Consider the following 24,650-nt stretch of genomic DNA (forward strand, 5'->3'; position numbering starts at 1 on the left):
CACCATCGCCCCATCAATGTGACTCTGATTGATTAAAAAAGTGTTCACCCTCTCAAAGGATTACGGATGACCCCCGAATATGCAGAAGTCCTTGCGCTGCAAGCACTTGGCCATGTCGCGGCCGATGACGAACTGTCAGGAGCCTTCATGGGGGCAAGCGGATTATCGCCTGACGACATGCGCCGGGGCGCGACAGATCCTGCGTTTCTGGCTTCGGTATTGGACTTCCTGACGCAGCGTGATGATTGGGTCGTGGCGTTTTGCGAGGCGCGCGCGCTGCCTTATGATGCCCCCTTGCAGGCTCGCTATGCCCTGCCTGGTGCAGAGCAGATCCATTGGACCTAGGCGCGCCGGCGAAAAGCCAGATCAAGGGGCTTGTTTTCGACAAGGACGGAACCCTGTTCGATTTTAATGCGACCTGGGGCGCGGTGGTCCGCCAGCTTTTGGTGGCCGAAGCAGGCGGCGATCGTGATCTTGTCGACCGCCTTGCGCAGGCGCTGGGCTATGATCTGGCGCAGAACCGGTTTCACCCCGGCAGTGTTGTCATCGCAGAGCCGACATATGTCGTGGCAGAGGTGATTGCAGAGCTGACCCACCAGACCGACTTGCAAGCCCTGACGGACCGGATGAATGACTTATCCGCAGGCGTGCCGCAGGTGCACGCGGCGGATCTGCCTGCGCTGATGACGCAGTTGCGCGCGCAGGGGCATACGCTTGGCGTTGTCACGAATGACGCGGTAACCCCCGCTATCCGGCATTTGAAAGATGCGCTGATCAAGGACAAGATGGCCTTTGTCGCGGGCTATGACAGCGGTTTCGGGGCAAAGCCTGCACCCGGTCAATTGCTGGCCTTCTGCACGGCAACGGGGCTCGACCCCGCGCAGTGTGCGATGATCGGTGACAGCACCCATGACCTTGTGGCGGGGCAGGCGGCGGGCATGGTGTGCATTGGCGTGCTGACGGGGCCTGCGTGTCGTGAAGAGCTGACACCGCATGCGGACGCGGTGCTGGGCAGCATTGCCGAACTGCCGCGATGGCTGGATTCCCGGCGGATGGGAACAAAGTTTCCGGCGGTGTGAAACTATTGCGGTGGCGGGCTCGTTACTTTGACATCGCAGGCCACAACGGGCTGCACTGTTTAGAAAGAGCTACGCATGTCGATGAAATCCAAGATGATGACCGCCGCCGCCGTGTTCGCCCTGTCCTCGGGCGCTGCAATTGCAGAATCCCACATGAGCGCCGACGGCAACCCGATGGTCGGCGGTGCAGAGATGCTGCCAGACATGACGATCGTCGAAAACGCATCCAACGCCGAAAACCTGACAACGCTTGTTGCAGCCGTACAGGCCGCAGGTCTGGTTGATACGCTGTCCGGCGAAGGCCCCTTTACCGTTTTCGCGCCGACCAATGACGCATTTGCAAAGCTGGACCAGGATCAGGTCGCAGAATTGCTGAAGCCTGAAAACCAGGCTGCGCTGGCTGAAATCCTGTCCTGCCATGTTGTCGCGGCGGATGCGAATTCGACCGCCATCATGGGTATGATCGAAAACGACGGCGGTATGCATCCGGTGACGACCGTTGGCGGCTGTGTGCTGAACGTTGAAATGTCCGGCCAGGGCGATGACACCGTTATCACGCTGACAGACGAGCGCGGTCAGGTTGCGACCGTGACACAGGCCGATGTGTTCCAGTCGAACGGCGTCGTCCACGTCATCGACACCGTTGTGCTGCCCGCTGAATAAGCAGGATAGATCTGCGCTTTGCAGGTCTCGTGTATTGCCCCCCGTGCCGTTGGCGCGGGGGGCTTTCGTTTTGGCCGGCCATGCCTATGGGCGGAGCCTTGCCGGTCGGCGCGCACATTGCGGTGAAGCGCATCAAGACCAGTAGATTTGACGCTGAAATCGCGATAATCTGCAAATAACAGCGCGAAAAAGCGTGAAACAGGTAGTTATCCCCAAAAACCGTCTTTACAGGGCTTCGCCTTGGTCGCACCATATGTCGTAGGGGACAAACAAGAACCATACCGTCACTAGAGCAGTGACATAGTGCTGGGGACACGCGTTCACCTTGGCACATGAGAGTGAGGCAGAGACGATGGCGCTGACAGAGCATTATTTCGAGACCGAAGATCTGCACCCGATTGATCTGGTGGAGTCGCTGGCAGAACACCATGCATGGGAATTTGACCGGCTTGCGGATAACCAGATTGCGATGCAGGTCGAAGGGCAGTGGCGCACCTATGCGATCACCCTGTCGTGGTCCGACCGCGACGAGACGCTGCGCCTGATCTGCACGTTCGAAATGGAACCGCCAGCGCACCGCACGCAGGCGCTGTACGAGGCGTTGAACACGATCAATGACGACAGCTGGGCCGGCACTTTTAGTTGGTGGCCAGAGCAAAAGATGATGGTCTATCGCTATGGGCTGGTACTGGCGGGCGAGCAGGTCGCAAGCCCCGAGCAGATCGACACCATGATCCATACGGCAGTCAGCAGCTGCGAGCGCTATTACCCTGCCTTGCAGCTCGTTACCTGGGCCGAGCGCACACCTGCAGAGGCGATCCGTATCGCCATTGGCGAAGCTTTCGGTCGCGCCTGAAGCGCCGAAGAGCGGGGGCCAGCCCCCGCACCCCCGGGATATTTCTGACCAGAAGAAGGGGACCGCGCTTTGGCGTGGATCGCGGCCTTTTTGCAATTAAAGCAAAAGGCCGTGCCTGGTGCCTGCAAGTTGTTGTGCCCGCTTGTTCGGCTGCCTAGTCTGGCGAAAAGTCGAGGGAATTTGCAATGGACATGAAAGATGTGGCGCGCCGCGGGCTGGTGCTGCTGGGCTGCGGCAAGATGGGATCTGCCTTGCTTGATGGTTGGCTGAAAGGCGGATTGCCTGCCGCTTCGGTTTGGGTGCTTGATCCGGCACCAAGCGCATGGCTGCAAGGCACCGGGGTGCATATTAATGCGGGCCTGCCTGACGATCCAGCGGTCGCCTTGGTTGCGGTCAAGCCGCAAATGATGGGAGATGCACTGCCGTCGATGCAGGCGCTGGGCGGTGGTGGCACCTTGTTTGTATCCGTTGCCGCTGGCACCCCGCTGGCCCGGTTCGAGGCGGCCTTTGGTGCGGGCACACCTATCGTGCGTACGATGCCGAATACACCGGCTGCCATCGGGCGTGGCATTTCGGCCTTGATTGGCAATGCCGCGGCAAGTGCTGACCACATCGCCCTGGCCGAGGCGTTGATGGGCGCGGTGGGGCAGACCGTGCGCCTAGAGCATGAGGCGCAGATGGATGCGGTGACGGCCGTCAGCGGATCGGGGCCGGCCTATGTCTTTCATCTGATCGAGACGCTGGCCGCTGCAGGCGTGGCGCAGGGTCTTGCGCCGGATCTGGCTATGGCGCTGGCCAAGGCAACCGTTGGCGGGGCAGGGCAGCTGGCTGAAGACAGCGCCGATGATCCGGCCCAGTTGCGGCGCAATGTCACCAGCCCGAACGGCACGACGCAGGCCGCGCTGGAGGTATTGATGGATGCGCAAACCGGGTTGCCAAAGCTGATGGCAAAGGCGGTTGCGGCGGCGGCGGCGCGCAGCGAGGCGTTATCACATGGCTGATATTACCTATGACGACTTTGCCGCTGTTGATATCCGCGTCGGCCGTGTGACGCAGGCAGAGCCTTATCCGGAGGCGCGCAAGCCTGCGATCAAGCTATGGATCGACTTTGGTGAAACTATTGGCATTCGCAAGACCAGCGCGCAGCTGACCGTGCATTACACGCCAGAGCAACTGATGGGCCGCATGGTCTGCGCAGTCGTGAATTTCCCGCCGCGCCAGATTGGCAAGTTCATGTCCGAGGTGCTGGTGCTTGGCATGCCGGATGCGCAGGGGGCTGATGTTCTGGTCGCGCCGGATCAAGATGTGCCATTGGGGGGGCGCCTGCATTGAAAACACTTCTTTTGACACGGGTATTTCCTGCCGCGACGATTGCGGCCGCGCAGGCCCGGTTCGACGTGACCGTGCTGGACCGCACCGACGGTCTGAGCATCGCAGAGGCCGGCGCTGCGCTGCAAAACTACGATGCAATTCTGTGCACGCTTGGCGATTGTTTCAGTGACATGGCGTTTGCGGTGCCGGACAAGCGTTGCGGCATGATCGGCAGCTTTGGTGTCGGTTTCAATCACATAGATATCGCAGCGGCGCAGGCCGCCGACATTCAGGTGTCCAACACGCCGGACGTGGTGACCGATGCGACAGCGGATATTGCCTTGACGCTGATGCTGATGGCCAGCAGGCGGGCCGGAGAAGGCGAGCGGCTGGTGCGGGCCGGTGCATGGACCGGCTGGCATCCAACGCAAATGTTGGGGGCCCATGTAACGGGTAAACGGCTTGGCATCATCGGCATGGGCCGGATCGGACAGGCCGTCGCGCGGCGCGGTCACTATGGCTTTGACATGCCTGTGATTTATTTCAACCGCTCGCCTAAAGAGGTCGACGTGCCGTCGCGGCAGGTCGGCGACCTTCACAGCGTTATGAGTCAGGCAGATATCATCGTCGTCACAGTACCGGGGGGCGGCGGTAATGCGCATCTGATCGATGCCGAGGCATTGGCGCAGATGAATGACGGTGCTGTTTTCGTCAACGTGGCACGGGGCGATGTGGTGGATCAGAACGCCTTGATCGCAGAGTTGCAGTCTGGGCGCATCCGGGCCGGGCTGGATGTTTATGACAGCGAACCGGCTGTGCCGGCCAGCCTGCGCGCGCTGGACAATGCGGTGCTGCTGCCGCACCTCGGCACGGCCGCGCTGGAAGTGCGCGAGGCGATGGGCCAGATGGCGCTGGATAACATCATGGCCTGGGCTGACGGGCGGCCGCTGCCGCAGGCGCTTTGGACGGCTTAACGGGTCAGCATGCGACGAAGCACAGATGTGTCACCGGCAATGAAATGGTGATAGGCCGCGCCCGCCAGATGTAGGGCAATCAGGGCAATCAGCAGCTTGCTGGCACCCGCATGGACTGCGCCAAGCGGGGCCGAGGGTATGAACCATGCGGCCGCCCCGAAAAGTGGCATGCCGATCAAAAGCGCGTAGAACAGCAGATGCGTCATGCGGGCGATGGCCTGAATGGCACCGGGGGCCGCAGGGGGCGGCGGAATGCGGGTCGTCTGGCGCAGGCCGAGACGCCAGATCATCAAGATGCCGATGCTGGTCCCCAAGATCGCGTGAAAAATAGCGCCGCTGGTCCAGCCAAGGCTGACATCGATGCCTTCGAATTTGGCGTCAAAGGTCGCCTGCATCCCGCCCGCAAGGGCGATCTGGACGACAACGAGGGCTGCGATGACCCAGTGCAGCAGCATATGGGGCGCGGTGTATTTCGAGTCGGACATAACGCTGATGATTGCCGCCTGTTGGGTCACAGGCCAACGTCATAGCAGCAGGTCTGGTTCCACATCTTCCATTGCGGCCCGCCAGTGCCGGCGGCACAGCGACACATAGCGGTCGTTGCCGCCAACCTGCACCTGATCACCGGCGCGCACCACATTACCCGCTGCATCCTTACGCACCACCATCGTAGCCTTGCGGCCGCAGTGACAGATCGTGCGCACTTCGCGCATGTCATCCGCTAAAGCCAGAAGCGTGGCAGAGCCGGGGAACAACTCGCCCTGAAAGTCGACGCGCAGGCCAAAGCACATGATCGGCACATTCAGATCGTCCACCGCGCGGGCCAGCTGCCAGACCTGTGCGGGTTCGAGAAACTGCGCCTCGTCGATGAAAACGCAGGCGCAGGGGCCTTGCGCCAGACGGCGTTGCACCATGTCGAACAGGTTGTCGCCGGGGGCGAAGGTTTCCGCCGCCTGACCGATACCGATCCGGCTGGCGATGCGGCCCTGGCCGGCGCGGGTGTCCAGCTGGGCCGTCAGTAGGAACACCTGCATCCCGCGTTCGATATAGTTGTGACTGGCCTGAAGGAGCACGGTCGATTTGCCCGCGTTCATGGTCGAGTAGTTGAAATAAAGCTTTGCCATGGGTGCCCTGATACGCGGACGGCACATTCGGGCGCAAGACGATCTTGCCTGTCAAAAGGCCATGACATTGCGCAAACTTGGGCTTATGCACTTTCGCAACGCTGCGAAAATGCGGTGGACCTTAAGGGATTTCAGATGACGCGTTTCCAGACTTACCTCAAGCGGCACACCGAAGCCTTGGTCAAGGACGTCGGCATCACGGCGGCGTGCGAGTTGACAGGCAAGTCAAAGGCGACATTGGGGCGTTATTATTCAGAAGATGACGAGCATAGCGGCCGCTTCATGCCCGTCGATGCTGTTGCCGCGCTGGAAGCGGCGGCAAGCCATCCACATGTCACAGCAGCGCTGGCGGAACTGCGCGGTGCTACGTTTTCGTTGGGACAAGAAGACGGCAGCGGGTCCGGCAACGTAAATTCGGATGTCGTCCAGTTAAGTCAGCGGTTCGCACAGCTGATGGCCGAATATCATGAAAGCATTCAGGATGGCACGATCAGCGCAAACGAGGCGCGGCGCCTGCTGGCTGAAACCACCCAGCTGCAAAAGGTGCTGATGCGCATGAAGCTGCATCTGGAAGGCGACGTCACCTACTGACGCCGCCCAGGGCGCGGGTTACGCCTTTTGCACCACCACGGATCCGACAGAGTAGCCTGCGCCAAAAGAGCAGATAATACCTAGATCGCCGGACTTCAGGTCACCGGAGTGTTGCGCAAAGGCGATAATCGATCCGGCAGATGACGTGTTTGCGTAGTCTTGCAGGATGTTCGGCTGCTCGCCCGGTGCGGGATCGCGGCCAAGCACCTTTTTCCCAATATAATCGTTCATCGACTTGTTGGCCTGATGCAGCCAAAGCCGCTTTAGATCATCGGCGACGATCCCTTCATCCGCCATATGTTCGGCCATGTGCTGACTGACCAGTGGCAGCACCTCTTTGAACACTTTGCGTCCGTTTTGCATGAATTGCATGTCGCGGCGGTCATCCATCTGGTCGCGGGCCATGCGCATGAAGCCAGCGTTGTTGCGGATGTTGTTGCTGAATACTGTGGCACAGCGGGTGGACCGGACGATGAAATGATCGCCTTTCGCGTCGTCTTCGCGTTGCAGAACAGTCGCCGTGGCCACATCGCCAAAGATGAAATGACAGTCCCGGTCGCGCCATTCCAGATGGGCGCTGGTGATTTCCGGGTTCACGACAACAGCGGTGCGCACGCTGCCGGTGCGGATCATATCGGCGGCGGTCTGGATACCAAAGGTGGCAGATGAACAGGCGACATTCATGTCAAAGGCAAAGCCGCCCGCACCGATCAGTTGCTGGATTTCCACCGCAACGGCGGGGTAGGCGCGTTCGATGTTGGACGCGGCGCAGATGACCAGATCAACCTGTTCGGCGCTGATACCGGCCTGCGCCAGCGCGGTGTTGATCGCATCAACGCCAATTTCCGCCATCAGGCTCGGCTCTTCATCCGTGCGGGCGCGCAGGTGGGGATACATACGGTCCGGGTCCAGCACGCCTGTTTTGTCGATCACATGGCGCTGTTCGATCCCGGATGCAGCGACGATGAAATCGACAGATGAATGGGCCTTGGCCGGCAGATCGCCCGCCTCGATTTCTGCGGCATGGGCGGCGTTATACTTGTCGGCATAAGCGTTGAACGCCGCGACGAGTTCTGCGTTGGTGATAACCTCGGACGGGGTGAACACCCCGGTTCCGGTAATTGCTGCGCGATACATGAAAAGGCCCCCGTTTGATCCGGCAGATTGTGACGTGACGGCACACAGAAGTCCATCTTTGCCGTGCTTTGCGCCTTTACGTCACTTTACACCAATACGCGATCTAAGGCAGCCTGCGCGCATGATCGCATGAAGGAATTTGCCAATGGCACAATGGTATTACGCAAACGAAGGCACGGAAGCCGGGCCAATCGAGAAAGAAGAATTTGTTGCTTTAGTCAGGGACGGCACGGTCGGACCCGAAACACTGGTCTGGACGAACACACTGGAAAATTGGGAACCGGCACACCGCCACATCGACGGGGTCGGCGCGCCGCGTCCTGCGGTTCCGGTGCATCCGGCCCTTGCTGGCACCCATGCCGGACAAGCCGCGATGGGCGCGCGCGATTATCGCCGCCAATCTGGGCTTAGTGACGCGTTCAAGCAGTTCTTTAACCGCTATGTGCAGTTCAGTGGCCGCAGCAACCGGGGTGAGTTCTGGTTCTGGCAGCTGGACAACATTCTGGTGGCGATTGTGCTTGGTATCCTTGACGGAATCATCTTTGGGACGTCTAGCGCAGGTGTGCTTGGCGGCTTATGGGCGCTAGCGACCATTATCCCGTCCTTCGCGCTCAGCGCGCGCAGGCTGCATGATATCGATAAATCAGGCTGGTGGATCTTGCTGAGTCTGATCCCGCTTGTCGGGTGGATCATCCTGCTGGTCTGGTACTGCAGACAGCCGGATACCCACCCGAACCGGTTTGGCTAGGCCTTAACCCTGAAGCGAGCGGACATCGATTGCGCCGCTCGCGCGTTCCTGCATCGCCATCACAGCAGCCTGTGCGGCGGCTGCGGTGGTGAAATAGGGGATCTTGTCGTTCAAGGCGACAGCGCGGATTTCGCGGCTATCCTCAACGGCTTGCGATCCTTCTGTGGTGTTCAGTACCAGTGCGATATGTCCGTCCTTCAGACGGTCCACGATGGTCAGGCCACCTTCGTAGATCTTGTTCACGATCTCGCAGGGGATGTCGTTTTCCTTCAGCCAGCCAGCGGTGCCGCGCGTGGCGGCGATGGTCAGGCCCAGTTCGATCAATCCGCGTGACGCGGTTGCCATGGCGTCCGTCTTGTCGTCATCGCGGATCGACACAAACACGCAGCCTTCTTCGGGCAAGATTGTGCCTGCGCCCATCTGTGCCTTTAGAAAAGCGCGGGCAAAGTTGCGATCCCAGCCCATGACTTCACCGGTGGACCGCATTTCCGGTCCCAGGATCGTGTCGACGCCGGGAAAGCGCGCGAAGGGCAGAACGGCCTCTTTCACGCTGAACCAAGGCGTTTTGGGGTCAGCCAGCGTGAACGCATCGCCCAGCGGCAGCACGTCCATCGGGTTTTCCGAATGGGGGTAGGGCGGACGCAGCGGGAAGTTCGACAGCGGCTCGCCCGCCATCAGACGCGCAGCGATAGAGGCAATCGCCGAGTCCGTTGCTTTTGCGACGAAAGGCACGGTGCGGGATGCGCGGGGGTTCACCTCAATCAGGTAGACTTCCTCGTTCTTGACCGCGAATTGCACGTTCATCAGGCCGACGACATGCAGCGCCTTGGCCAGCTTTTCGGTCTGGTCGCGGATTTCGGCAATCATTGCATCCGACAGCGAATAGGGCGGCAGCGAACAGGCGCTGTCGCCAGAGTGCACGCCAGCTTCTTCGATGTGCTGCATGATACCGGCGACATGGGTGTTTTCGCCGTCGCACAGGCAGTCCACGTCCACCTCGACCGCGCCGGCCAGATAGCTGTCCAGCAACACCGGGCTTTTGCCCGACACGACCACGGCGTCAGAGATATAGCGTTCCAGCTGGGCCTGATCGCGCACGATTTCCATCGCGCGGCCGCCAAGAACGTAGGACGGGCGAATCACAAGCGGAAAGCCGATGTCAGCGGCAATATCAAACGCTTGCTGATCGGTGGACGCGATGCCGTTGACGGGCTGCTTCAGCCCCAGACGATTCACAAGATCCTGAAAACGCTCGCGGTCTTCTGCTAGATCGATGGCGTCCGGCGTGGTGCCCAGGATCGGGATGCCCGCATCGTTCAGCGCATTCGCCAGCTTAAGCGGGGTCTGCCCCCCGAACTGGACGATAACGCCGTGCAATGTGCCGTTGTCCTGTTCGACACGCAGAATTTCCATGACATGTTCAAAGGTCAGCGGTTCGAAATACAACCGATCCGATGTGTCATAGTCGGTCGACACGGTTTCGGGGTTGCAGTTGATCATGATGGTTTCATAGCCCTGATCGGACAGGGCATAGCAGGCGTGGCAGCAGCAGTAATCGAACTCGATGCCTTGGCCGATCCGGTTCGGACCGCCGCCCAAAATCACGACCTTTTTGCGGTCAGAGGGGCGCGCCTCGCATTCCACATCGCCCATGACCGGGGATTCGTAGGTGGAATACATGTAAGGTGTCTGCGCCTCGAACTCGGCACCGCAAGTGTCGATGCGCTTGAACACGGCTGTTACGCCCTGCTTGATCCGGGCGTTACGAACCTCGGCCTCTGTCATATCTGTCAGGGTCGCCAGACGCGCATCGGTAAAGCCCATCATCTTCAGCTTGCGCAGGCCGGTATCGCTTGTTGGCAGGCCACTTGCGCGGACCGCAGCTTCGGCGTCGATGATTTCGCGGATACGGGCCAGAAACCAGGGGTCGAACATGGTGACAGCGTGAATGTCGTCATCGGTCAGACCGTGGCGCATCGCCTGCGCGATGACGCGAATTCGGTCGGGGGTCTGCTTGGCCAGCGCCTTGGTGATCGCGGCGGCGTCCGGTGCGCCGGGGATCGCGATTTCGTCAAAGCCGGTCAGGCCGGTTTCCAGCGAGGCCAGCGCCTTTTGCATGGATTCGTGGATCGTGCGGCCAATCGCCATCGCCTCGCCCACGGATTTCATCGCCGTGGTCAGATGCGGCTCGGAGCCTGCGAATTTTTCAAAGGCAAAGCGCGGAATCTTTGTGACAACATAGTCGATGGTCGGCTCGAAGGACGCGGGGGTCACGCCGGTAATGTCGTTATCCAGCTCGTCCAGCGTGTAGCCGACAGCCAGTTTCGCCGCGATCTTGGCAATGGGAAAACCCGTGGCTTTGGATGCCAGCGCAGAGGAGCGGGATACGCGGGGGTTCATTTCAATTACGACCATGCGGCCATCGGCAGGGTTGATCGCCCACTGCACGTTGGACCCGCCGGTTTCCACACCAATTTCGCGCAGCACCGCGATGGAGTGGTTGCGCATGACCTGATATTCTTTGTCGGTCAGCGTCAGGGCGGGGGCGACGGTGATCGAATCGCCTGTGTGAACACCCATGGGATCGACGTTTTCAATGGCGCAAACGATGATCGCGTTATCCGCCTTGTCGCGCACGACTTCCATCTCGAACTCTTTCCAGCCGAGCAGGGATTCGTCGACAAGGATTTGCGCCATGGGGGAGGCTTCCATGCCGGTACGGCAGTAGTGTTCGTATTGTTCGCGGTTGTACGCCACGCCGCCGCCGGTGCCGCCAAGGGTAAAGGCGGGGCGGATGATGGCGGGCAGGCCCACGTATTCAATCGCTTCGATCGCCAGTTGCAGGCCAGCCTTGATGTCGAACTTGCCGTTTTCTTTCTTGGGAGCGGTGATGATCGTCGCTTTGGGGTTTTCGATGCCAAGCCGGTCCATCGCTTCGCGGAACAACCCGCGATCTTCGGCCATTTCAATGGCTTCGCGCTTGGCACCGATCATTTCGACGCCAAACTTTTCCAGCACGCCCATATCGGCCAGCGCCAGTGACGTGTTCAGACCGGTCTGGCCACCCATCGTTGGCAGCAGGGCATCGGGACGCTCTTTTTCGATGATTTTGGCGACGACTTCGGGGGTGATGGGTTCGATGTAGGTCGCATCGGCCAGACCCGGGTCGGTCATGATCGTGGCAGGGTTGGAGTTGACGAGAATGACCCGGTAGCCTTCCTCGCGCAGCGCCTTGCATGCCTGGGCACCGGAATAGTCAAACTCGCAGGCCTGTCCAATTACGATTGGCCCCGCACCGATAATCATGATCGACTTGATATCATCACGTTTTGGCATGGCAGGCCCCCAAGATTTTGCAAATTCTCCGCCTTATAGAAGCGCAGGGACGGGGTGCAAGGGGCGAGTGCGGCTTTGTTGCAAAAGTAAGAGCCTCCGGCGGGAGTTTACCCGGCCAGATGAATGGGCGCCGATAAACAAAGGGCGTGCTGCGCTTGACTTATTCAGGGCAAAGGGGTGTATCGGGGCGACCCGTTTTGGACCGAAGGAACCGCCCATGCATGCCTATCGCACACAGACCTGCGCTGATCTGACCGCCGCCGACGTTGGCAAAACGGTGCGTCTGTCCGGCTGGGTTCACCGCATCCGCGACCACGGCGGTATCCTTTTCATGGACCTGCGCGATACTTACGGCGTCACGCAGGTGTTGTGCGATCCTGATTCTGCAGCCTTTGCTGCGGTCGAAAAGGTGCGGGCCGAATACTGCATCCGTATCGACGGTGAAGTGAAGGCGCGCAGCCCCGAGTTGGTGAACCCCAAGTTGCCGACCGGCGAAGTCGAAGTATTCGTGCGCGACATCGAAGTTTTGGGGGCTGCGAAAGAGCTGCCGTTGCAGGTCTTTGGCGATCAGGAATACCCCGAGGAAACGCGGCTGAAGTATCGCTACCTTGATCTGCGCCGCGAGGCGATGCAGAAGAATATGACGCTGCGGTCCAATGTGGTGCGGTCCATGCGCCAGCGGATGTGGGACAAGGGGTTCCGCGAATTCCAGACGCCGATCATCACGGCGTCCAGCCCCGAAGGCGCGCGCGATTTTCTGGTGCCGTCGCGTCTGCATCCGGGCAAGTTCTATGCCTTGCCGCAGGCCCCGCAGCAGTTCAAGCAGCTGATCATGGTGTCGGGCTATGACAAGTATTTCCAGATCGCGCCGTGTTTCCGCGACGAAGACCCGCGCGCCGACCGTTCGCCCACCGATTTCTACCAGCTTGACCTAGAGATGAGCTTTGTCGAGCAGCAGGACGTGTTTGACACGATCCAGCCAGTCATCGGCGGCATTTTCGAAGAGTTCGGCGGCGGCCGTAAGGTTGACCAGACATGGGAGCAGATCAGCTATCGTGATGCGGCCCTGTGGTATGGCACCGACAAGCCGGACCTGCGCAACCCGATCAAGATGCAGGTTGTGTCAGAGCATTTCGCAGGCTCCGGCTTTGCGATCTTTTCCAAGTTGCTGGAACAGGACGGCACCCAAATCCGTGCAATTCCCGCGCCGACGGGCGGGTCACGCAAGTTCTGTGACCGCATGAACGCCTTTGCGCAGCAGCAGGGTCTGCCGGGCATGGGTTACATTTTCTGGCGCGATCAGGGCGAAGGCATGGAAGCCGCAGGTCCGTTGGCCAAAAACATCGGCCCAGAACGGACCGAGGCGATCCGCCAGCAGCTGGGTCTTGGCGTTGGCGATGCGGCGTTTTTCCTTGGCGGCAAGCCAGAGGCGTTTGAGGGCGTTGCAGGCCGTGCCCGCACCGTTATCGGTGAGGAGCTGGGCCTGGTGGACAAGGACCGCTTTGCCTTTGCCTGGATCGTCGATTTTCCGATCTATGCCCGCGACGAAGAAACCGGCAAGATCGACTTTGAACACAACCCGTTTTCGATGCCGCAAGGCGGCATGGAGGCGCTGTCCGGCGATCCGCTGGATGTGCTTGGTTTTCAATACGATCTGGCCTGCAACGGCTATGAGCTGGTGTCCGGCGCGATCCGGAACCACCGCCCAGAGATCATGTTCAAGGCGTTCGAAATTGCAGGCTACGGCGCGGACGAGGTTGAAAAGCGCTTTGGCGGCATGGTCAACGCCTTCCAATACGGTGCCCCACCTCATGGTGGTTGCGCCGCTGGTATCGACCGGATCGTGATGCTGCTGGCGGACGAGGCGAACATCCGCGAAGTCATCATGTTTCCGATGAACCAGCGCGCCGAAGACTTGATGATGGGCGCGCCGAGCGAGCCGATGAATGAACAGCTGCGCGAATTGCGCCTACGCGTTCTGCCGCCAGAGAGCTGAAAAGTGATTGTTAAGCCTTCGGGCTTAGCGATGCCGCATACATAAAAAGACCGCGCCGGATTACTCTGGCGCGGTCTTTTTCGTTATAAGCCAGTCCCTTAGGTTGCGCGCGGCAGGAGGCCCTTTTCGTATAGATACACCGTCGTTCCCATCGGCACGCGGTCATAAAGGTCAATTGCCTGATCATTCACCAGCCGGGCACAGCCGTTCGACACATCCGTGCGGATCGTGTCGGGCTTGTTCGTGCCGTGGATGCGCAGGAATGTGTCGCCTACCTCTGGCTGGAACAGATAGAGCGCGCGGGCACCAAGGGGATTGTCGGGACCGCCGGGCATACCATCGGCGTATTTGGCATAGCTGTCCGGGTCACGTTCGATCATGTCTTTGGTGGGTGTCCAGCTGGGCCATTCCTTTTTGGCCCCGATGGTAAAGGTGCCGGAAATATACAGCGCATCGCGGCCGACACCGACATAATAGCGCAGCGCCTCTCCATTCGGGAGGGTCCAGTAGAGGGAATAAACGTCAGGGACGACGTGGATTTCGCCCGGCGGCATCGGATTGTCCAACCGCACCAGCTTGGGTGAAAAATCGAACGGCGGCGGCACATCCTCGACCGGGGTATCGGGGTTTGCGACGTCTTGCGCTGACAGCAAGGTCGGAAGCGCAAAGCCGCCAGCCCCCAAAAGCGAGGTTGTTAGAAAACGGCGGCGGTCAATCATGGCATACTCCAGTCGGTCGTATCATTGCGTGTAAAATGGCGATCAGGGGGCGGTCTTGCAAGCAAAACAGCGTCACAACTGCGCGTCCGGTTGTTGCAAAAGCATCGGCAGCCCGGATCGCAAAGGATCCGTTTGGGGGCAGTCGTAAAATGTTGGCCCTGTCGTCATTTTACGTGGCGCAACGTGCAAAAGCGTTCCAAAGTTCCAAGGACTTATGTGCTGCAGTCTTCGAAAGTGTGATGCGGTGGGGGATGGGCCAAGGCGCACGGACCGTGATAGGCTAAGGCGTCGCAGCCAGGGCTTTGTTCATCATGTTCGATCCAATTATCGCCGCAACCCGGTTCGGTACTGGCCTGTCGCCTGTGATCGAACCACCTTGGGACGCTGAAAGCATGCTGGGCAAGCTGGGCGGGCCGGATCAGGCAGCCGCCTTGCTGCCGATTGCCGGCTTTGACGCAACGGTGCCAACGCTTGTTTTTATCGCCGAGGTGCAAAAGGCTGCCCGAGAAGCGCGGGGCACCGACCAAGAGGATGCGGCAAAAGAAGCAGTGCGTCAGAAAAACCGCGAAGTCGCCGATGTGATCCGTCACAATACGCTGTCCACGCTGGCGCGCTGCGTCATGGCGCAGGACGGTCTGCGCGAACGGCTGACTTTGTTTTGGGCTGACCATTTCACAGTGATCGCCCGCAGTTTGAACCATCGCCACTTGGTCACGCCCTATATCGCCGATGCCATTCGCCCCCATGTCGCCGGCCGCTTTGCCGATATGGTAAAGGCCGTGGTCATGCATCCGATGATGCTGCTTTATCTTGAACAGACCCGCTCGCTTGGGCCGACCTCTGTGCAGGGGATCAAAAGCGGGCGGGGTCTGAACGAAAACCTTGCGCGCGAACTGCTGGAACTGCACCTGATCGGGGTGGGGGGCGGATATGACCAGACCGACGTCACCCAGATGGCTGAATTGCTGACCGGGCTTAGCTTTCATCCGACGCAAGGGGTGACCTATAAGCCGCAACAGGCAGAGCCAGGGGCAGAGGTGGTGATGGGCCGCCGCTATAGCGCCGATTCGGAGCTTGCGACGATCACCAGCGCGCTGGAGGATCTTGCGATCCGGCCAGAGACGGCCACCCATATCTGTCGCAAGCTTGCTGTGCACTTCGTGTCTGATACGCCGGACCCGGATCTGGTGGCCAGCATGTCGCGGGCTTTTATGGACAGTGGCGGCGATCTGCTGGCTGTGACCGGGGCGATGTTGCAGCATCCTGCGGCATGGGTGCAGACGCGCGCAAAGGTGCGGCAGCCGTTTACCTATGTCGCGGCCGGACTGCGGGCGCTGGGGGTGCGGGCTGACCGGATCATGCCGCTGGATGCCAAACAGTTCCGGCGTCATGTGACCGACCCTTTGCGCCTGATGGGGCAGCCCGTCGAACAGCCCGTCGGTCCGGACGGCTGGCCAGAGGATCCCGCCGCTTGGATTACACCGCAGGGCCTTGCCGGACGGATCAGTTGGGCCGTGGCAAGCCCGGCAGATTTTGTCGACACGCTGCCCGATCCGCGCAGGTTCGTGCAAACGGCAGTCGGTTCGACCGCTCCGGCGGACTTGATTTTTGCAGCCGAAGCTGCCGAAAGTTTGGCTGACGGGGTGGCGCTTGTTCTTACCTCGCCAGCGTTTCAAAGGATTTAGGCATGGATCGTCGTGGTTTCCTGTTGAGGGGTGCGGCCTTGGGTTGCTCGCTGGCTGCCAGCCCGTTCATGACGCCCGTGGCGCTGGCGTCCGGCCCCTGGGACAATCGCCTTGTGATTATCGTGCTACGGGGCGCGATGGACGGGCTTGATGCGGTGCGCCCGCTGGGCGATCCTGACTATGCGGCGCTGCGGCCGACGTTAAATGACGGCAAGGCCTTGGCGCTGGGCGATTTCTGGGGGCTGCACCCGGCGCTGTCTGACCTAATGCCGATGTGGAAGGCCGGGCAGATGGGAGTGATGCACGCCGTATCGACCCCTTATCGCGACGGGCGCAGCCATTTTGACGGGCAAGACATTTTAGAGGCCGGAAGCCTGCAGATCGATGGCGGTGCAGGTGGCTGGCTGAACCGGATGATGTCCGTCGTGCCGGGGATGACGGCCGAAACCGCTTATGCCTTGGGTCAGGAAAATATGGCCATCCTGCAAGGACCGGCACCCCACCTGCGCTGGGCACCAGAGGCAAAGTTCGATCTGTCACCGCAGATGCGCCGCCTGCTGGAACTGACCTTGCACGATGACGCCATGTTTCGCGATGCTGCGTTGCAGGCGGTGTCGATTGCGGATTCGCTGGCGACAGAGGCTGCGATGACCGAAGCCGGCGATTCCGACATGATGGCAACACCGGCAAAACCGGGGTCAGAGCTGGATCTGGCCCAGTTTGCCGCTGCCCGGCTGCGGGAAGAGACGCGAATCGCCAGCTTTTCCGTTAACGGATGGGATACGCATCAGACGCAGGCCAATTCCTTGCCAAAGGCGTTGAAGCGGTTGTCGCAAACGATTCTGACCCTGCGTAACGGGCTTGGTCCGGAATGGGACAAGACTGCGGTATTGTGCATGACGGAATTTGGCCGCACCGCGCGTGAAAACGGCACCCGTGGCACCGACCATGGTACGGGCGGCGCGATGATCTATGCCGGCGGTGCGCTGCGCGGCGGGCAGGTAGTGGGCCGCTGGCCGGGCCTGGCCGAGGCGGACCTGTTTGAACGCCGCGACCTGATGCCAACCGGGGATGTCCGCGCCGCTGCAGGTTGGGTCATGCAGGGACTATTCGGTCTGACCGCAACGCAGGTTCAGCAGATTGTTTTCCCAGGGCTTGACCTTGGCGATGCGCCGGGATTTTTGCTGTAAAGCGGCAGGGGCAGGGACGACCGTTGATGCCTTTGGCAGGGTCTGCCGCATGTGGGGGCTAAAAGCCGGATGCTGCGGATAGTCGGGTCTGCACCATATCGTTCAGGTCCTGTAACCCGTGCCGCGCATTGGCATCTGCCTGGCGTTCCGCAATCAGGCGGCGCACAACGTCCAGCATGTCGCGATCATGGGCGCTGTTAGCAACGCCTGACAGAAATTGTGTCACATAATCCAGTGTTTGCGGGCTCTCATCGTGCTGCAGAACATCGGCCACATGCGACAGGTCATCACGGTAGGCCACCATATCCGGTTCCACCTGATCAGCGTTCACCAAGCGGGGGCCCGGTGGTTGGCGATCTGGCGGCAGGTGGATCAGGATTGCGGCCTGAAATTGCGCCAGGCTGGCGATGGGTTTGGCGATAAAGCCGTCTGCCCCGGCGGCGATGACATTCGCCTCGCTCACGTGATTGCCAGAGGTTGCAAGAATCACATCGATTCGCGGCTGCGCATGTGACAGCTGTTCGATCAGTGCCAGACCTGATCCGTCAGGCAGGCCCAGATCCACGATCACCACAGTCGGGCGGTAGACCGACAGGTGTTTGCGGGCGCTGGCCAATGTGTCCGCCCGGCGAATACGCGCGCCAGAGCGCAGGCAGAGCATCCGCATGGCTTCGCAGGCGAAACGGCTGTCTTCGACAACCAATACAGTCAGGCCCAGTAAAGGCCGTTGCGCCGTTGGTGCGCGCGTGGTCATAAAGTCGTCAATGTTGTCCATCGGTCGGCGGCCCCCGTGCGTGTTTCAATTGCCCCTAGAACACCACCGCAACGTAAAGACCGGGTTAATACGCCTGCGACCAAGTGCCTTTATTGGCATTTGCATGGGCGCGCGTCATAAGTTGTCAAACTCAGGGGGAGGGGAAACATCATGATCGGACGCTTGAACCACGTCGCCATCGCTGTGCCGGATCTGGAAGCGGCGGCCGCACAGTATCGCGGCGCGCTTGGGGCAGATGTTGGCCCGGCGCTGGACCAGCCGGACCACGGGGTCACCGTGATCTTTATCACGCTGCCCAATACCAAGATCGAATTGTTGTATCCGCTGGGGGACGCATCCCCCATTGCGAAGTTTCTGGAAAAGAACCCCGCAGGCGGTATTCACCACATCTGCTATGAGGTGGACGATCTGCTGGCCGCCCGCGATCGCCTGACCGCCAGCGGTGCAAGGGTGCTTGGGGACGGTACGCCCAAGTTCGGCGCCCACGGCAAGCCGGTGCTGTTCCTGCACCCCAAGGATTTCAACGGCACGCTGGTCGAGCTGGAGGAAGTCTGAGGTTTCGGCTTTTCAAGAAAAGCCGATGCCTCCGGCGGGGATATTTGAAACCAGAAGAAGGCAGGCACGTCCTGCGAAAGGGTTAAGACTATGGGTATCACGTCAGCCATTGTGATGTTTGCCGTGATCTGGTGGATGATCTTTTTTATCGTCCTGCCTCTGCGCATGGTAACGCAGGGAGAGGATGGCGCGGTGGTGCCGGGCACGCATAAGTCGGCGCCTGCGAACCCTCAGCTAAAGCGCAAGGCCAAGGTGACGACGGTTTGGGCCGTGGGGGTCTGGATCGTCTTTGCCACGATTATCCTGTCGGGCGTGATTAGCGTACGCGATCTGGATTGGTTCAACCGGATGCCGTCCGCGCAGCAACCTTTGGCCGGGAATTAAGCCGGTGATACAGGTGCGTGAAGGTCGCCGCGCCCAGGATCGGCACGAAGAGGTTCAGTAACGGCACCGACAGGGGCAGCGCCATCAGGACGCCTGCGAGCCAGATCGTGGTGCCATGTCTGCGGCGCAGCGCCTTGGCCCCAGCGCGGCCTTCACGGCGCATGGCGGCGACCTGAAAGTATTCGCGGCCCAGTAAAAAACCGTTCATTGCGTAAAAGATCAGCGGCGCGAAGGGCGGAAACATTGCATAGGCGATAAAGGCAGCCAGGTTTGCAATCAGCATCAGCCCAAGAAAGCTGAAGGTATCGCGCAGCGCATCCGCGAGGGATGTACGCGGGGCAGGCGGCAGGGCGGGGTAATGTTTTGCTTCGACCGCGTCGGCCACATCGTCCAGAAAGAAGGACGTTATCGCCGAAGCCACGGGGATCATGAGGAACACCGACAGCACCAGCATCAGGCCAAGCGACCCCCAGCCTAGCAGATCGCCGATCCACGTGACTTCGCCAATCCAAGGCAGGGTCAGGGGGCCAGAGGCGGCGGCGTCAATCAGCAGCAGCACCCCCGCATAGATCGCCACCAACAGCGCGATCGTCAGGCCAATCCCGAGCCATAGCACGCGGCGAAAACGCGGGTCAGGCATCTGGCCCAGCGCCTTGGCAAAGTCTGTCAGAATCACAAGACAGACCAATCGGTGATCGCGTCGATGTCAGGGCGTGGCCGGTCCGACGGGATCGCGTCGCAGCTGCCGATATGCACGATGCCGGCAATAGTTTCATGGTCCGCCAGGTTAAAATGATCGCGGATAAAGTCGCGGTTATGGCTGAACCACCCTGACAACCATGTTGCGCCAAAGCCGCTTGCCAGCGCTGCGTTCACGAGGCCAAGGCAGACGCCGCCGACGGCAAAGACCTGTTCCGACTGGGGCACCTTGTCTGAGTCTTTGGGCGAGCAGACCACAACGACCGCTAGTTGCGCCCCGCTGTAGGTCATGACCGGCTTGTCGATCTTGTCCTGCGGGATGCCAATGCGCTTTCCTTCGGCGGGCAGGGCATCGGCGACTGCCTGCAGCGCATCGCGGCCCAGAACAATGAAACGCCACGGTTCCAGCTTGCCGTGATCGGGGCTGCGCGATGCGGCAGTCAGGATCGTCTGTAGCTGATCCCGGTTGGGCACCGGTGCCTTCAGCGCCTGCGCCGGATAGGACCGGCGGGTCAGCATGAAGTCGAGAGCAGCTTGGTTGGTCTGAGACATTTCGGCGTCCTTTGTGCAGGGGTTGACCAGCAGATAGGCGTGCGCGCCCCGCAGGGCAACGCGTCAGCGCAGGTTCTGCGGTAGCCCGTCGCCGATTTCATAATAATCGCCTTTGTCCGCAACGAAAATATGTAGGGCGAGCTGGGTCTGGGTCGGTTGATCAAAAGCCCCCATCGCCACGGCAGTCTTGTCGCCCTGCATCGGGTCCCAAAACAGGAACGCCCCGCAGGTGCCGCAAAAGCCGCGCCGTACCTTTTCCGATGACGCATACCAGTGCGGCGCACCGGTCAGGTGGAGCGCGCTGCGATCTACGTCGACAGAGGCCCAGTAGTGCCCAGATTGCTTGCGGCATTGTGTGCAGTGGCACGCATTGGGCGCAGGCAGCGGGCCTGCCACGGTAAAGCGCACCGCGCCGCAGTTGCAGCCACCAGAGTGGGTCATCTCGGATCCCGCCATGTCATCCAGGTGATAATGCATTTGTTCACGTTCACCCGCCTTACGCCTTGGCTGGCCCCAGCTGATAGGCCCCCTCTGGCAGATCCAGCGCAGCCCCAAGGTCGCGTAATTGCGCCAGCGACAGTGTAATCGTGTGCACTGCATTCAGTCGCGGATCGAACTGACTGACAGTGACGCAATCGTCAAAGGCGTTAATTGTCACGTCTTGCTGGCGGTGTGCGGCTGCATCGTCGATCAAGGTGACGACTGTCGCGTCGAATTCGTGTTCAATTGTAAACATAACGTCAGCCTAGCGCGGCAAATCCGCCGCGAAAAGGGCTGCTCTCTCGGAATCGTGCGCGGTTATGAGGGTGCGGGGCTGGCGCGGGCGGGCTGGGCTGTTAGATAGGGGTGCAACCATTCGCAATCAGGGCCGCCCATGTATCGCCTGACCTTCGGTATCATCGTTGCGGCCAGTCTTGCGGGATGCGCCGTATCGCCCGATGCGCGCCTGCCGCAGGTAGCCCCCGCCGCCGCGCCGCAGATGCCGGACACCATGCCCGCCGCCGTCGCCGCGGCAGAGCCTGATGCGAGGTCCTCTGTTCGCAGTCTGATTGCGGCTGTCGATGCGATAGAGCCGGTGGCAGAGGCCATGTGCCGTGACCGCTCTCCTGCTTTGAATTGCGATTTCGAATTCGCGATCGACATGAATCCGAATGCGCAGCCCAATGCGTTTCAGACGCTTGATGCATCGGGGCGCCCGCTGATTGCCATGACCGTTGCCTTGCTGGCCGAGACGCGCAATGCGGATGAAATCGCCTTTATCCTGTCGCACGAAGCTGCCCACCATATCGAAGGCCACCTTGACCGTCAGCGCCGCAATGCCACCATTGGTGCGGCGATCATGGGCCAGCTTGTCGGCCTGTCCGATGATCCTGACGTGGGGCGCCGGGCGGCAGAGTTCGGCGCGGCCATCGGCGCGCGCACCTATTCCAAGGATTTCGAGCTGGAGGCCGACACGCTTGGCACCATCATTGCCGCCCAAGCGGGCTATAACCCATTGCGCGGTGCAGAATTCTTTTTCCGTATTCCCGATCCGGGCAACACGTTCCTTGGCACACACCCTGCCAACGCCGACCGGGTGCGCGTGGTGACGCGCACTGCCGCGCAGCTGGGGTATACGAATTCCTAGGACAGTGCCGCGACGCTGAACCAGATCCCACTAAAGAAACACACGGCCGCCGCCAGAACAAATCCGTGCCAGATTGCGGTGGAAAACTTCAGCCCGTCCCACGTATAAAACACGACGCCGACCGTATACAGCAGCCCGCCGCTGGCCAGCAGGGCCAGCGCCGGCACGGGAAAGGTGCGGATCATCGCCGGGATCAGCAAGACGGCCAGCCAGCCCATCACCAGATAAAGCGCCGGGCCGAACCGCCCCGGTTCTTGCCAGAAAAACAGCTTGCGGGTTATGCCCCAGGCCGCCAGCGCCCAGACCAGCCCCAGAATGGCATAAGCAAAGGGCGTGGCGATCATTGCCGCCAGCGGCGTAAAGGTGCCCGCAATTTTCAGATAAATCGCCGCGTGATCGATCCGGCGCAGGGTGGGGCGCAGCGCCTCCCACGGGGTCAGGTGATAGAACGCCGATGCGGTAAAGGTGGCGATCATGGCCGCGCCATAGATTGCCAGCGCCGGAATATCACCCGCGCCGCGCATGACGGCCCAGACCAGCAGGGCCGCTGCACCCAGCAGGGCAAAGGCGACACCTAGCGTATGCATGGTGCCATCGGCGATCCGTTCGGACCGGGCGTAGACGGGATAGGCGGTTTTCGATCTGCTCATGCATGCACCATACCCGACCGGTGCCGCCGCGCATCCGTGACCTGCGGTCACATCGGCGTGAAACTTTTTTCGCGCCCGGCCCGTGGTTCACACTACATTCGCAGTTCACCCTGAACGACAGACCTTGATCGGAGACTTCTCATGCGCCTTGCCGTCCTTGCCCTGACCCTTGCCCCCACCTTTGCTTTTGCCGCCGGATCGGCCGACACCGTCCCGCCAAAGCCCACCGCCACGACGCAGCAATGCAGCGAAGGGCTGGTCTATGATTTGGCCACCAAGACCTGCATGACGCCAGAGCAGTCCACCAACGACGACAGCGCCCGCATGAACGACGTGCGCGAACTGGCCTATGACGGTCGCTATGCAGACGCGCTGGACGTGCTGGACACGATGCAGGACCAGTCCGGTGATATGGTCGCCACCTACCGCGGCTTCGCCACACGCAAATCGGGCGATATGGCAGGTGGTATGGCGTTTTATGAAACCGCCCTTGCGGTGAACCCCGACAACCTGTTGGCGCGGTCCTATATGGGGCAGGCGCTGGTGGAACAGGGGCAGGTCGATCTGGCCCTTGCGCAGCTGACGGAAATCCGCATGCGCGGCGGACGTGGCACCTGGGCAGAGGCTTCGCTGGCCAGCGCCGTCGCCACCGGCGTCACCTACAGCCACTAAGGCCGGACGCGACTTGCGGCAGGCCCCGGTCTGCCGCATCAAGGGGACATGAAGATTATCCCCAACGCCCTAACCGACCGCGGGTCGAAATACGCCGTCTCCGGAGGGCCAGTGGCGTCCGTGGAAGAGGCGAAAGCCTTTGTCAAAACCTTGTGCCGCAATAAGAAATTCGCCAAAGCCACCCATAACACTTGGGCGGTTTTGCTACCCGATGGCCCCGTCAAAAACGACGACGGAGAGGCCGGTGCCGGCCTCGTCATCCTGCGCATGCTGGAACGCGAAGGGCTGCAAGGCCACATCATCGTCGTCACGCGCTGGTTCGGCGGCGTTCATCTGGGTGGCGACCGGTTCCGCAGGGTGCAGGACGCTGTGCGGATTTATTTGGAGGATGTTTAGCGGCTAATGGGGGGCTCTGGTGGACTGAAAATGCATCAGATGAGTTGCCTTATCTTAAGCTAATTAGCCCTGCCTCGAGTTAGCTAAGAAATCGGTAACCGTATTCTTGGAATATTTTTTTCTGCTCGTCAGAGAGCCGTGCCGTTTCAATAGGTGTGGGTTGCAAAACAACGCCGTAGTCAGCGATTTTGCCTTCGGATTTCGCAATTACTGATAATAGGTTTTTTGCAGGTTCTACGTCGTAATTCGGACCGCTGGTGTCAACAGCGCGATAAAACGCACTTGCGACGACATCAGCAAACTGAAGTCCGGTGTTCATGTAATGGGGTAGATACTCGACAAGGTCGAACCGAAGGATTTGGTGTCGTATCTGCCTTTTTTTTAGGTACGTGGTATTGCCGATGGATTGCGCCTTAAGCTTTTCCCAATAAGCCTTCGTCTGACCATACGAGTGGCCGCCCCGTTGACTGAATATCACCTTTAGGTTTGTTGTTTTGCCAAACTTTTGATTGCTGTTGGTGAAGCAGTAGTCGGTGACTCTCTCCATGAGTAGTCGAACGCAGAAATTGTAGAACCATTGTGTACTACCAGCTTTTGCTGCCCGATCATTTTTGTGGTTCTTCATGTTTTTCTTATTCGAAACTACAACGAAGGCGCGGCATTCTAGCTTCGATAGCAAATCGCAAGCGCGTTTAGCTTTCGTAGCGCTAAGCTTTTTGAAGTGCATGACCGGACTTTGCGTAGAATTGATATCTTTTCGGATGGCATCCATCCAAGTATCAAGGCTTCCCTCATCCTGTCTGCGAATTAAGAAGCCGCTTATTACCAGCCATTCGCTAGAGCCGTTTGGGTCTGAAGGCCTGACAGAGCCGAGTCCATCGTCTCCTGCTTCATCAATGAAAAGGACGTATTCATAATCAGACAAAGAGAA

Annotated in this window: 29 protein-coding genes; 17 read left to right on the forward strand and 12 right to left on the reverse strand. The window is 60.2% G+C overall.

Annotated features, from left to right (window positions below; translation table 11 throughout):
- Positions 1-66 precede the first annotated feature (66 nt).
- From SJY10_RS05940 to SJY10_RS05970, 7 genes are all read left to right on the forward strand, one after another.
- Complete coding sequence (locus SJY10_RS05940; protein WP_386680478.1) at positions 67-345, forward strand: DUF3572 domain-containing protein; 279 nt, start codon at positions 67-69, stop codon at positions 343-345.
- Positions 336-1,079 carry an HAD family hydrolase gene (locus SJY10_RS05945; RefSeq protein ID WP_386680480.1) on the forward strand — a complete coding sequence of 248 codons (744 nt, stop codon included), beginning with the start codon at positions 336-338 and terminating at the stop codon, positions 1,077-1,079. The genes SJY10_RS05940 and SJY10_RS05945 overlap by 10 nt, the downstream gene beginning before the upstream one ends.
- A gap of 75 nt (positions 1,080-1,154) precedes the next feature.
- On the forward strand, positions 1,155-1,742 hold the full coding sequence (locus tag SJY10_RS05950) for a fasciclin domain-containing protein (RefSeq protein WP_386680482.1): 588 nt from the start codon (positions 1,155-1,157) through the stop codon (positions 1,740-1,742).
- Positions 1,743-2,094: 352 nt separating this feature from the next.
- The gene (locus tag SJY10_RS05955) at positions 2,095-2,598 is read left to right on the forward strand and encodes a YbjN domain-containing protein (RefSeq protein ID WP_386684539.1); all 504 of its coding nucleotides are present in this window, start codon (positions 2,095-2,097) and stop codon (positions 2,596-2,598) included.
- Between the two features lie 185 nt (positions 2,599-2,783).
- Positions 2,784-3,599: a pyrroline-5-carboxylate reductase gene (proC, locus tag SJY10_RS05960; RefSeq protein ID WP_386680484.1), complete on the forward strand. Its 816-nt coding sequence runs from the start codon at positions 2,784-2,786 to the stop codon at positions 3,597-3,599.
- Complete coding sequence (locus SJY10_RS05965; protein ID WP_386680486.1) at positions 3,592-3,930, forward strand: tRNA-binding protein; 339 nt, start codon at positions 3,592-3,594, stop codon at positions 3,928-3,930. The genes proC and SJY10_RS05965 overlap by 8 nt, the downstream gene beginning before the upstream one ends.
- A complete protein-coding gene (locus tag SJY10_RS05970; protein ID WP_386680488.1) occupies positions 3,927-4,883 on the forward strand; it encodes a 2-hydroxyacid dehydrogenase in 957 nt (318 codons plus the stop codon). Before SJY10_RS05965 ends, SJY10_RS05970 begins: the two co-directional genes overlap by 4 nt.
- On the opposite strand, the gene SJY10_RS05975 is transcribed toward SJY10_RS05970, so the two are convergent.
- Entirely contained in the window at positions 4,880-5,368 is a 489-nt protein-coding gene (locus SJY10_RS05975; RefSeq protein ID WP_386680490.1) for a cytochrome b, read from the reverse strand. The genes SJY10_RS05970 and SJY10_RS05975 overlap by 4 nt on opposite strands.
- A 39-nt stretch (positions 5,369-5,407) precedes the next feature.
- Positions 5,408-6,007 carry a thymidine kinase gene (locus SJY10_RS05980; RefSeq protein WP_386680492.1) on the reverse strand — a complete coding sequence of 200 codons (600 nt, stop codon included), beginning with the start codon at positions 6,005-6,007 and terminating at the stop codon, positions 5,408-5,410.
- 135 nt (positions 6,008-6,142) lie between these two features.
- Here SJY10_RS05980 and SJY10_RS05985 point away from each other — a divergent pair, with 135 nt between their 5' ends.
- A complete protein-coding gene (locus SJY10_RS05985; RefSeq protein WP_386680494.1) occupies positions 6,143-6,598 on the forward strand; it encodes a phage regulatory CII family protein in 456 nt (151 codons plus the stop codon).
- 18 nt (positions 6,599-6,616) lie between these two features.
- On the opposite strand, the gene SJY10_RS05990 is transcribed toward SJY10_RS05985, so the two are convergent.
- The gene (locus SJY10_RS05990) at positions 6,617-7,735 is read right to left on the reverse strand and encodes a beta-ketoacyl-ACP synthase III (protein ID WP_386680496.1); all 1,119 of its coding nucleotides are present in this window, start codon (positions 7,733-7,735) and stop codon (positions 6,617-6,619) included.
- Positions 7,736-7,880: 145 nt separating this feature from the next.
- Between SJY10_RS05990 and SJY10_RS05995 the strand changes: the two genes are divergently transcribed.
- Positions 7,881-8,483: a DUF805 domain-containing protein gene (locus SJY10_RS05995; protein WP_386680498.1), complete on the forward strand. Its 603-nt coding sequence runs from the start codon at positions 7,881-7,883 to the stop codon at positions 8,481-8,483.
- A 3-nt stretch (positions 8,484-8,486) separates the two neighbouring features.
- On the opposite strand, the gene carB is transcribed toward SJY10_RS05995, so the two are convergent.
- Positions 8,487-11,819 carry a carbamoyl-phosphate synthase large subunit gene (carB, locus tag SJY10_RS06000; protein ID WP_386680500.1) on the reverse strand — a complete coding sequence of 1,111 codons (3,333 nt, stop codon included), beginning with the start codon at positions 11,817-11,819 and terminating at the stop codon, positions 8,487-8,489.
- Between the two features lie 217 nt (positions 11,820-12,036).
- Between carB and aspS the strand changes: the two genes are divergently transcribed.
- A complete protein-coding gene (gene aspS / locus SJY10_RS06005) occupies positions 12,037-13,815 on the forward strand; it encodes an aspartate--tRNA ligase (protein WP_386680502.1) in 1,779 nt (592 codons plus the stop codon).
- Positions 13,816-13,913: 98 nt separating this feature from the next.
- Here aspS and SJY10_RS06010 read toward each other — a convergent pair whose 3' ends face one another.
- Positions 13,914-14,534, reverse strand: a complete 621-nt coding sequence (locus tag SJY10_RS06010) for a L,D-transpeptidase family protein (RefSeq protein WP_386680504.1) — start codon at positions 14,532-14,534, stop codon at positions 13,914-13,916.
- Positions 14,535-14,845: 311 nt separating this feature from the next.
- Here SJY10_RS06010 and SJY10_RS06015 point away from each other — a divergent pair, with 311 nt between their 5' ends.
- Positions 14,846-16,219: a DUF1800 family protein gene (locus tag SJY10_RS06015; RefSeq protein WP_386680506.1), complete on the forward strand. Its 1,374-nt coding sequence runs from the start codon at positions 14,846-14,848 to the stop codon at positions 16,217-16,219.
- Between the two features lie 2 nt (positions 16,220-16,221).
- Entirely contained in the window at positions 16,222-17,409 is a 1,188-nt protein-coding gene (locus tag SJY10_RS06020) for a DUF1501 domain-containing protein (RefSeq protein ID WP_386680508.1), read from the forward strand.
- Between the two features lie 58 nt (positions 17,410-17,467).
- Here the strand turns inward: SJY10_RS06020 and SJY10_RS06025 are convergent, their stop codons facing one another.
- The gene (locus tag SJY10_RS06025) at positions 17,468-18,184 is read right to left on the reverse strand and encodes a response regulator (protein ID WP_386680510.1); all 717 of its coding nucleotides are present in this window, start codon (positions 18,182-18,184) and stop codon (positions 17,468-17,470) included.
- A gap of 150 nt (positions 18,185-18,334) precedes the next feature.
- On the opposite strand from SJY10_RS06025, the gene mce reads away from it, so the two are divergent.
- Both mce and SJY10_RS06035 read left to right on the forward strand, forming a co-directional pair.
- Positions 18,335-18,739 carry a methylmalonyl-CoA epimerase gene (gene mce, locus SJY10_RS06030; RefSeq protein ID WP_386680511.1) on the forward strand — a complete coding sequence of 135 codons (405 nt, stop codon included), beginning with the start codon at positions 18,335-18,337 and terminating at the stop codon, positions 18,737-18,739.
- 90 nt (positions 18,740-18,829) lie between these two features.
- Positions 18,830-19,123 carry a DUF1467 family protein gene (locus SJY10_RS06035; RefSeq protein ID WP_386680513.1) on the forward strand — a complete coding sequence of 98 codons (294 nt, stop codon included), beginning with the start codon at positions 18,830-18,832 and terminating at the stop codon, positions 19,121-19,123.
- Here the strand turns inward: SJY10_RS06035 and SJY10_RS06040 are convergent.
- From SJY10_RS06040 to SJY10_RS06055, 4 genes are all read right to left on the reverse strand, one after another.
- The gene (locus tag SJY10_RS06040; RefSeq protein WP_386680515.1) at positions 19,080-19,799 is read right to left on the reverse strand and encodes an EI24 domain-containing protein; all 720 of its coding nucleotides are present in this window, start codon (positions 19,797-19,799) and stop codon (positions 19,080-19,082) included. The genes SJY10_RS06035 and SJY10_RS06040 overlap by 44 nt on opposite strands.
- Positions 19,796-20,374, reverse strand: coding sequence for a nitroreductase (locus SJY10_RS06045; protein WP_386680517.1), 579 nt, complete (start codon positions 20,372-20,374; stop codon positions 19,796-19,798). The genes SJY10_RS06040 and SJY10_RS06045 overlap by 4 nt, the downstream gene beginning before the upstream one ends.
- Positions 20,375-20,437: 63 nt before the next feature.
- Positions 20,438-20,851, reverse strand: coding sequence for a GFA family protein (locus SJY10_RS06050; RefSeq protein ID WP_386680519.1), 414 nt, complete (start codon positions 20,849-20,851; stop codon positions 20,438-20,440).
- A gap of 19 nt (positions 20,852-20,870) precedes the next feature.
- On the reverse strand, positions 20,871-21,110 hold the full coding sequence (locus SJY10_RS06055) for a hypothetical protein (RefSeq protein WP_386680522.1): 240 nt from the start codon (positions 21,108-21,110) through the stop codon (positions 20,871-20,873).
- 138 nt (positions 21,111-21,248) lie between these two features.
- Between SJY10_RS06055 and SJY10_RS06060 the strand changes: the two genes are divergently transcribed.
- Positions 21,249-22,001, forward strand: a complete 753-nt coding sequence (locus SJY10_RS06060; RefSeq protein WP_386680525.1) for a M48 family metalloprotease — start codon at positions 21,249-21,251, stop codon at positions 21,999-22,001.
- Here SJY10_RS06060 and SJY10_RS06065 read toward each other — a convergent pair.
- Positions 21,998-22,651, reverse strand: a complete 654-nt coding sequence (locus SJY10_RS06065) for a hemolysin III family protein (protein WP_386680527.1) — start codon at positions 22,649-22,651, stop codon at positions 21,998-22,000. The genes SJY10_RS06060 and SJY10_RS06065 overlap by 4 nt on opposite strands.
- Before the next feature lie 141 nt (positions 22,652-22,792).
- Here SJY10_RS06065 and SJY10_RS06070 point away from each other — a divergent pair, with 141 nt between their 5' ends.
- Both SJY10_RS06070 and SJY10_RS06075 read left to right on the forward strand, forming a co-directional pair.
- Positions 22,793-23,323 (forward strand): tetratricopeptide repeat protein, encoded by a 531-nt coding sequence (locus SJY10_RS06070; protein ID WP_386680529.1) that lies wholly within the window; start codon positions 22,793-22,795, stop codon positions 23,321-23,323.
- A gap of 48 nt (positions 23,324-23,371) precedes the next feature.
- Complete coding sequence (locus tag SJY10_RS06075; protein WP_386680532.1) at positions 23,372-23,719, forward strand: YigZ family protein; 348 nt, start codon at positions 23,372-23,374, stop codon at positions 23,717-23,719.
- Positions 23,720-23,798: 79 nt separating this feature from the next.
- Here SJY10_RS06075 and SJY10_RS06080 read toward each other — a convergent pair whose 3' ends face one another.
- Positions 23,799-24,644: a DUF3800 domain-containing protein gene (locus SJY10_RS06080; protein WP_386680535.1), complete on the reverse strand. Its 846-nt coding sequence runs from the start codon at positions 24,642-24,644 to the stop codon at positions 23,799-23,801.
- Positions 24,645-24,650: the final 6 nt, after the last annotated feature.

This window comes from Loktanella sp. R86503 (genome assembly GCF_042466455.1).
Taxonomy (GTDB): Bacteria; Pseudomonadota; Alphaproteobacteria; order Rhodobacterales; family Rhodobacteraceae; genus Loktanella.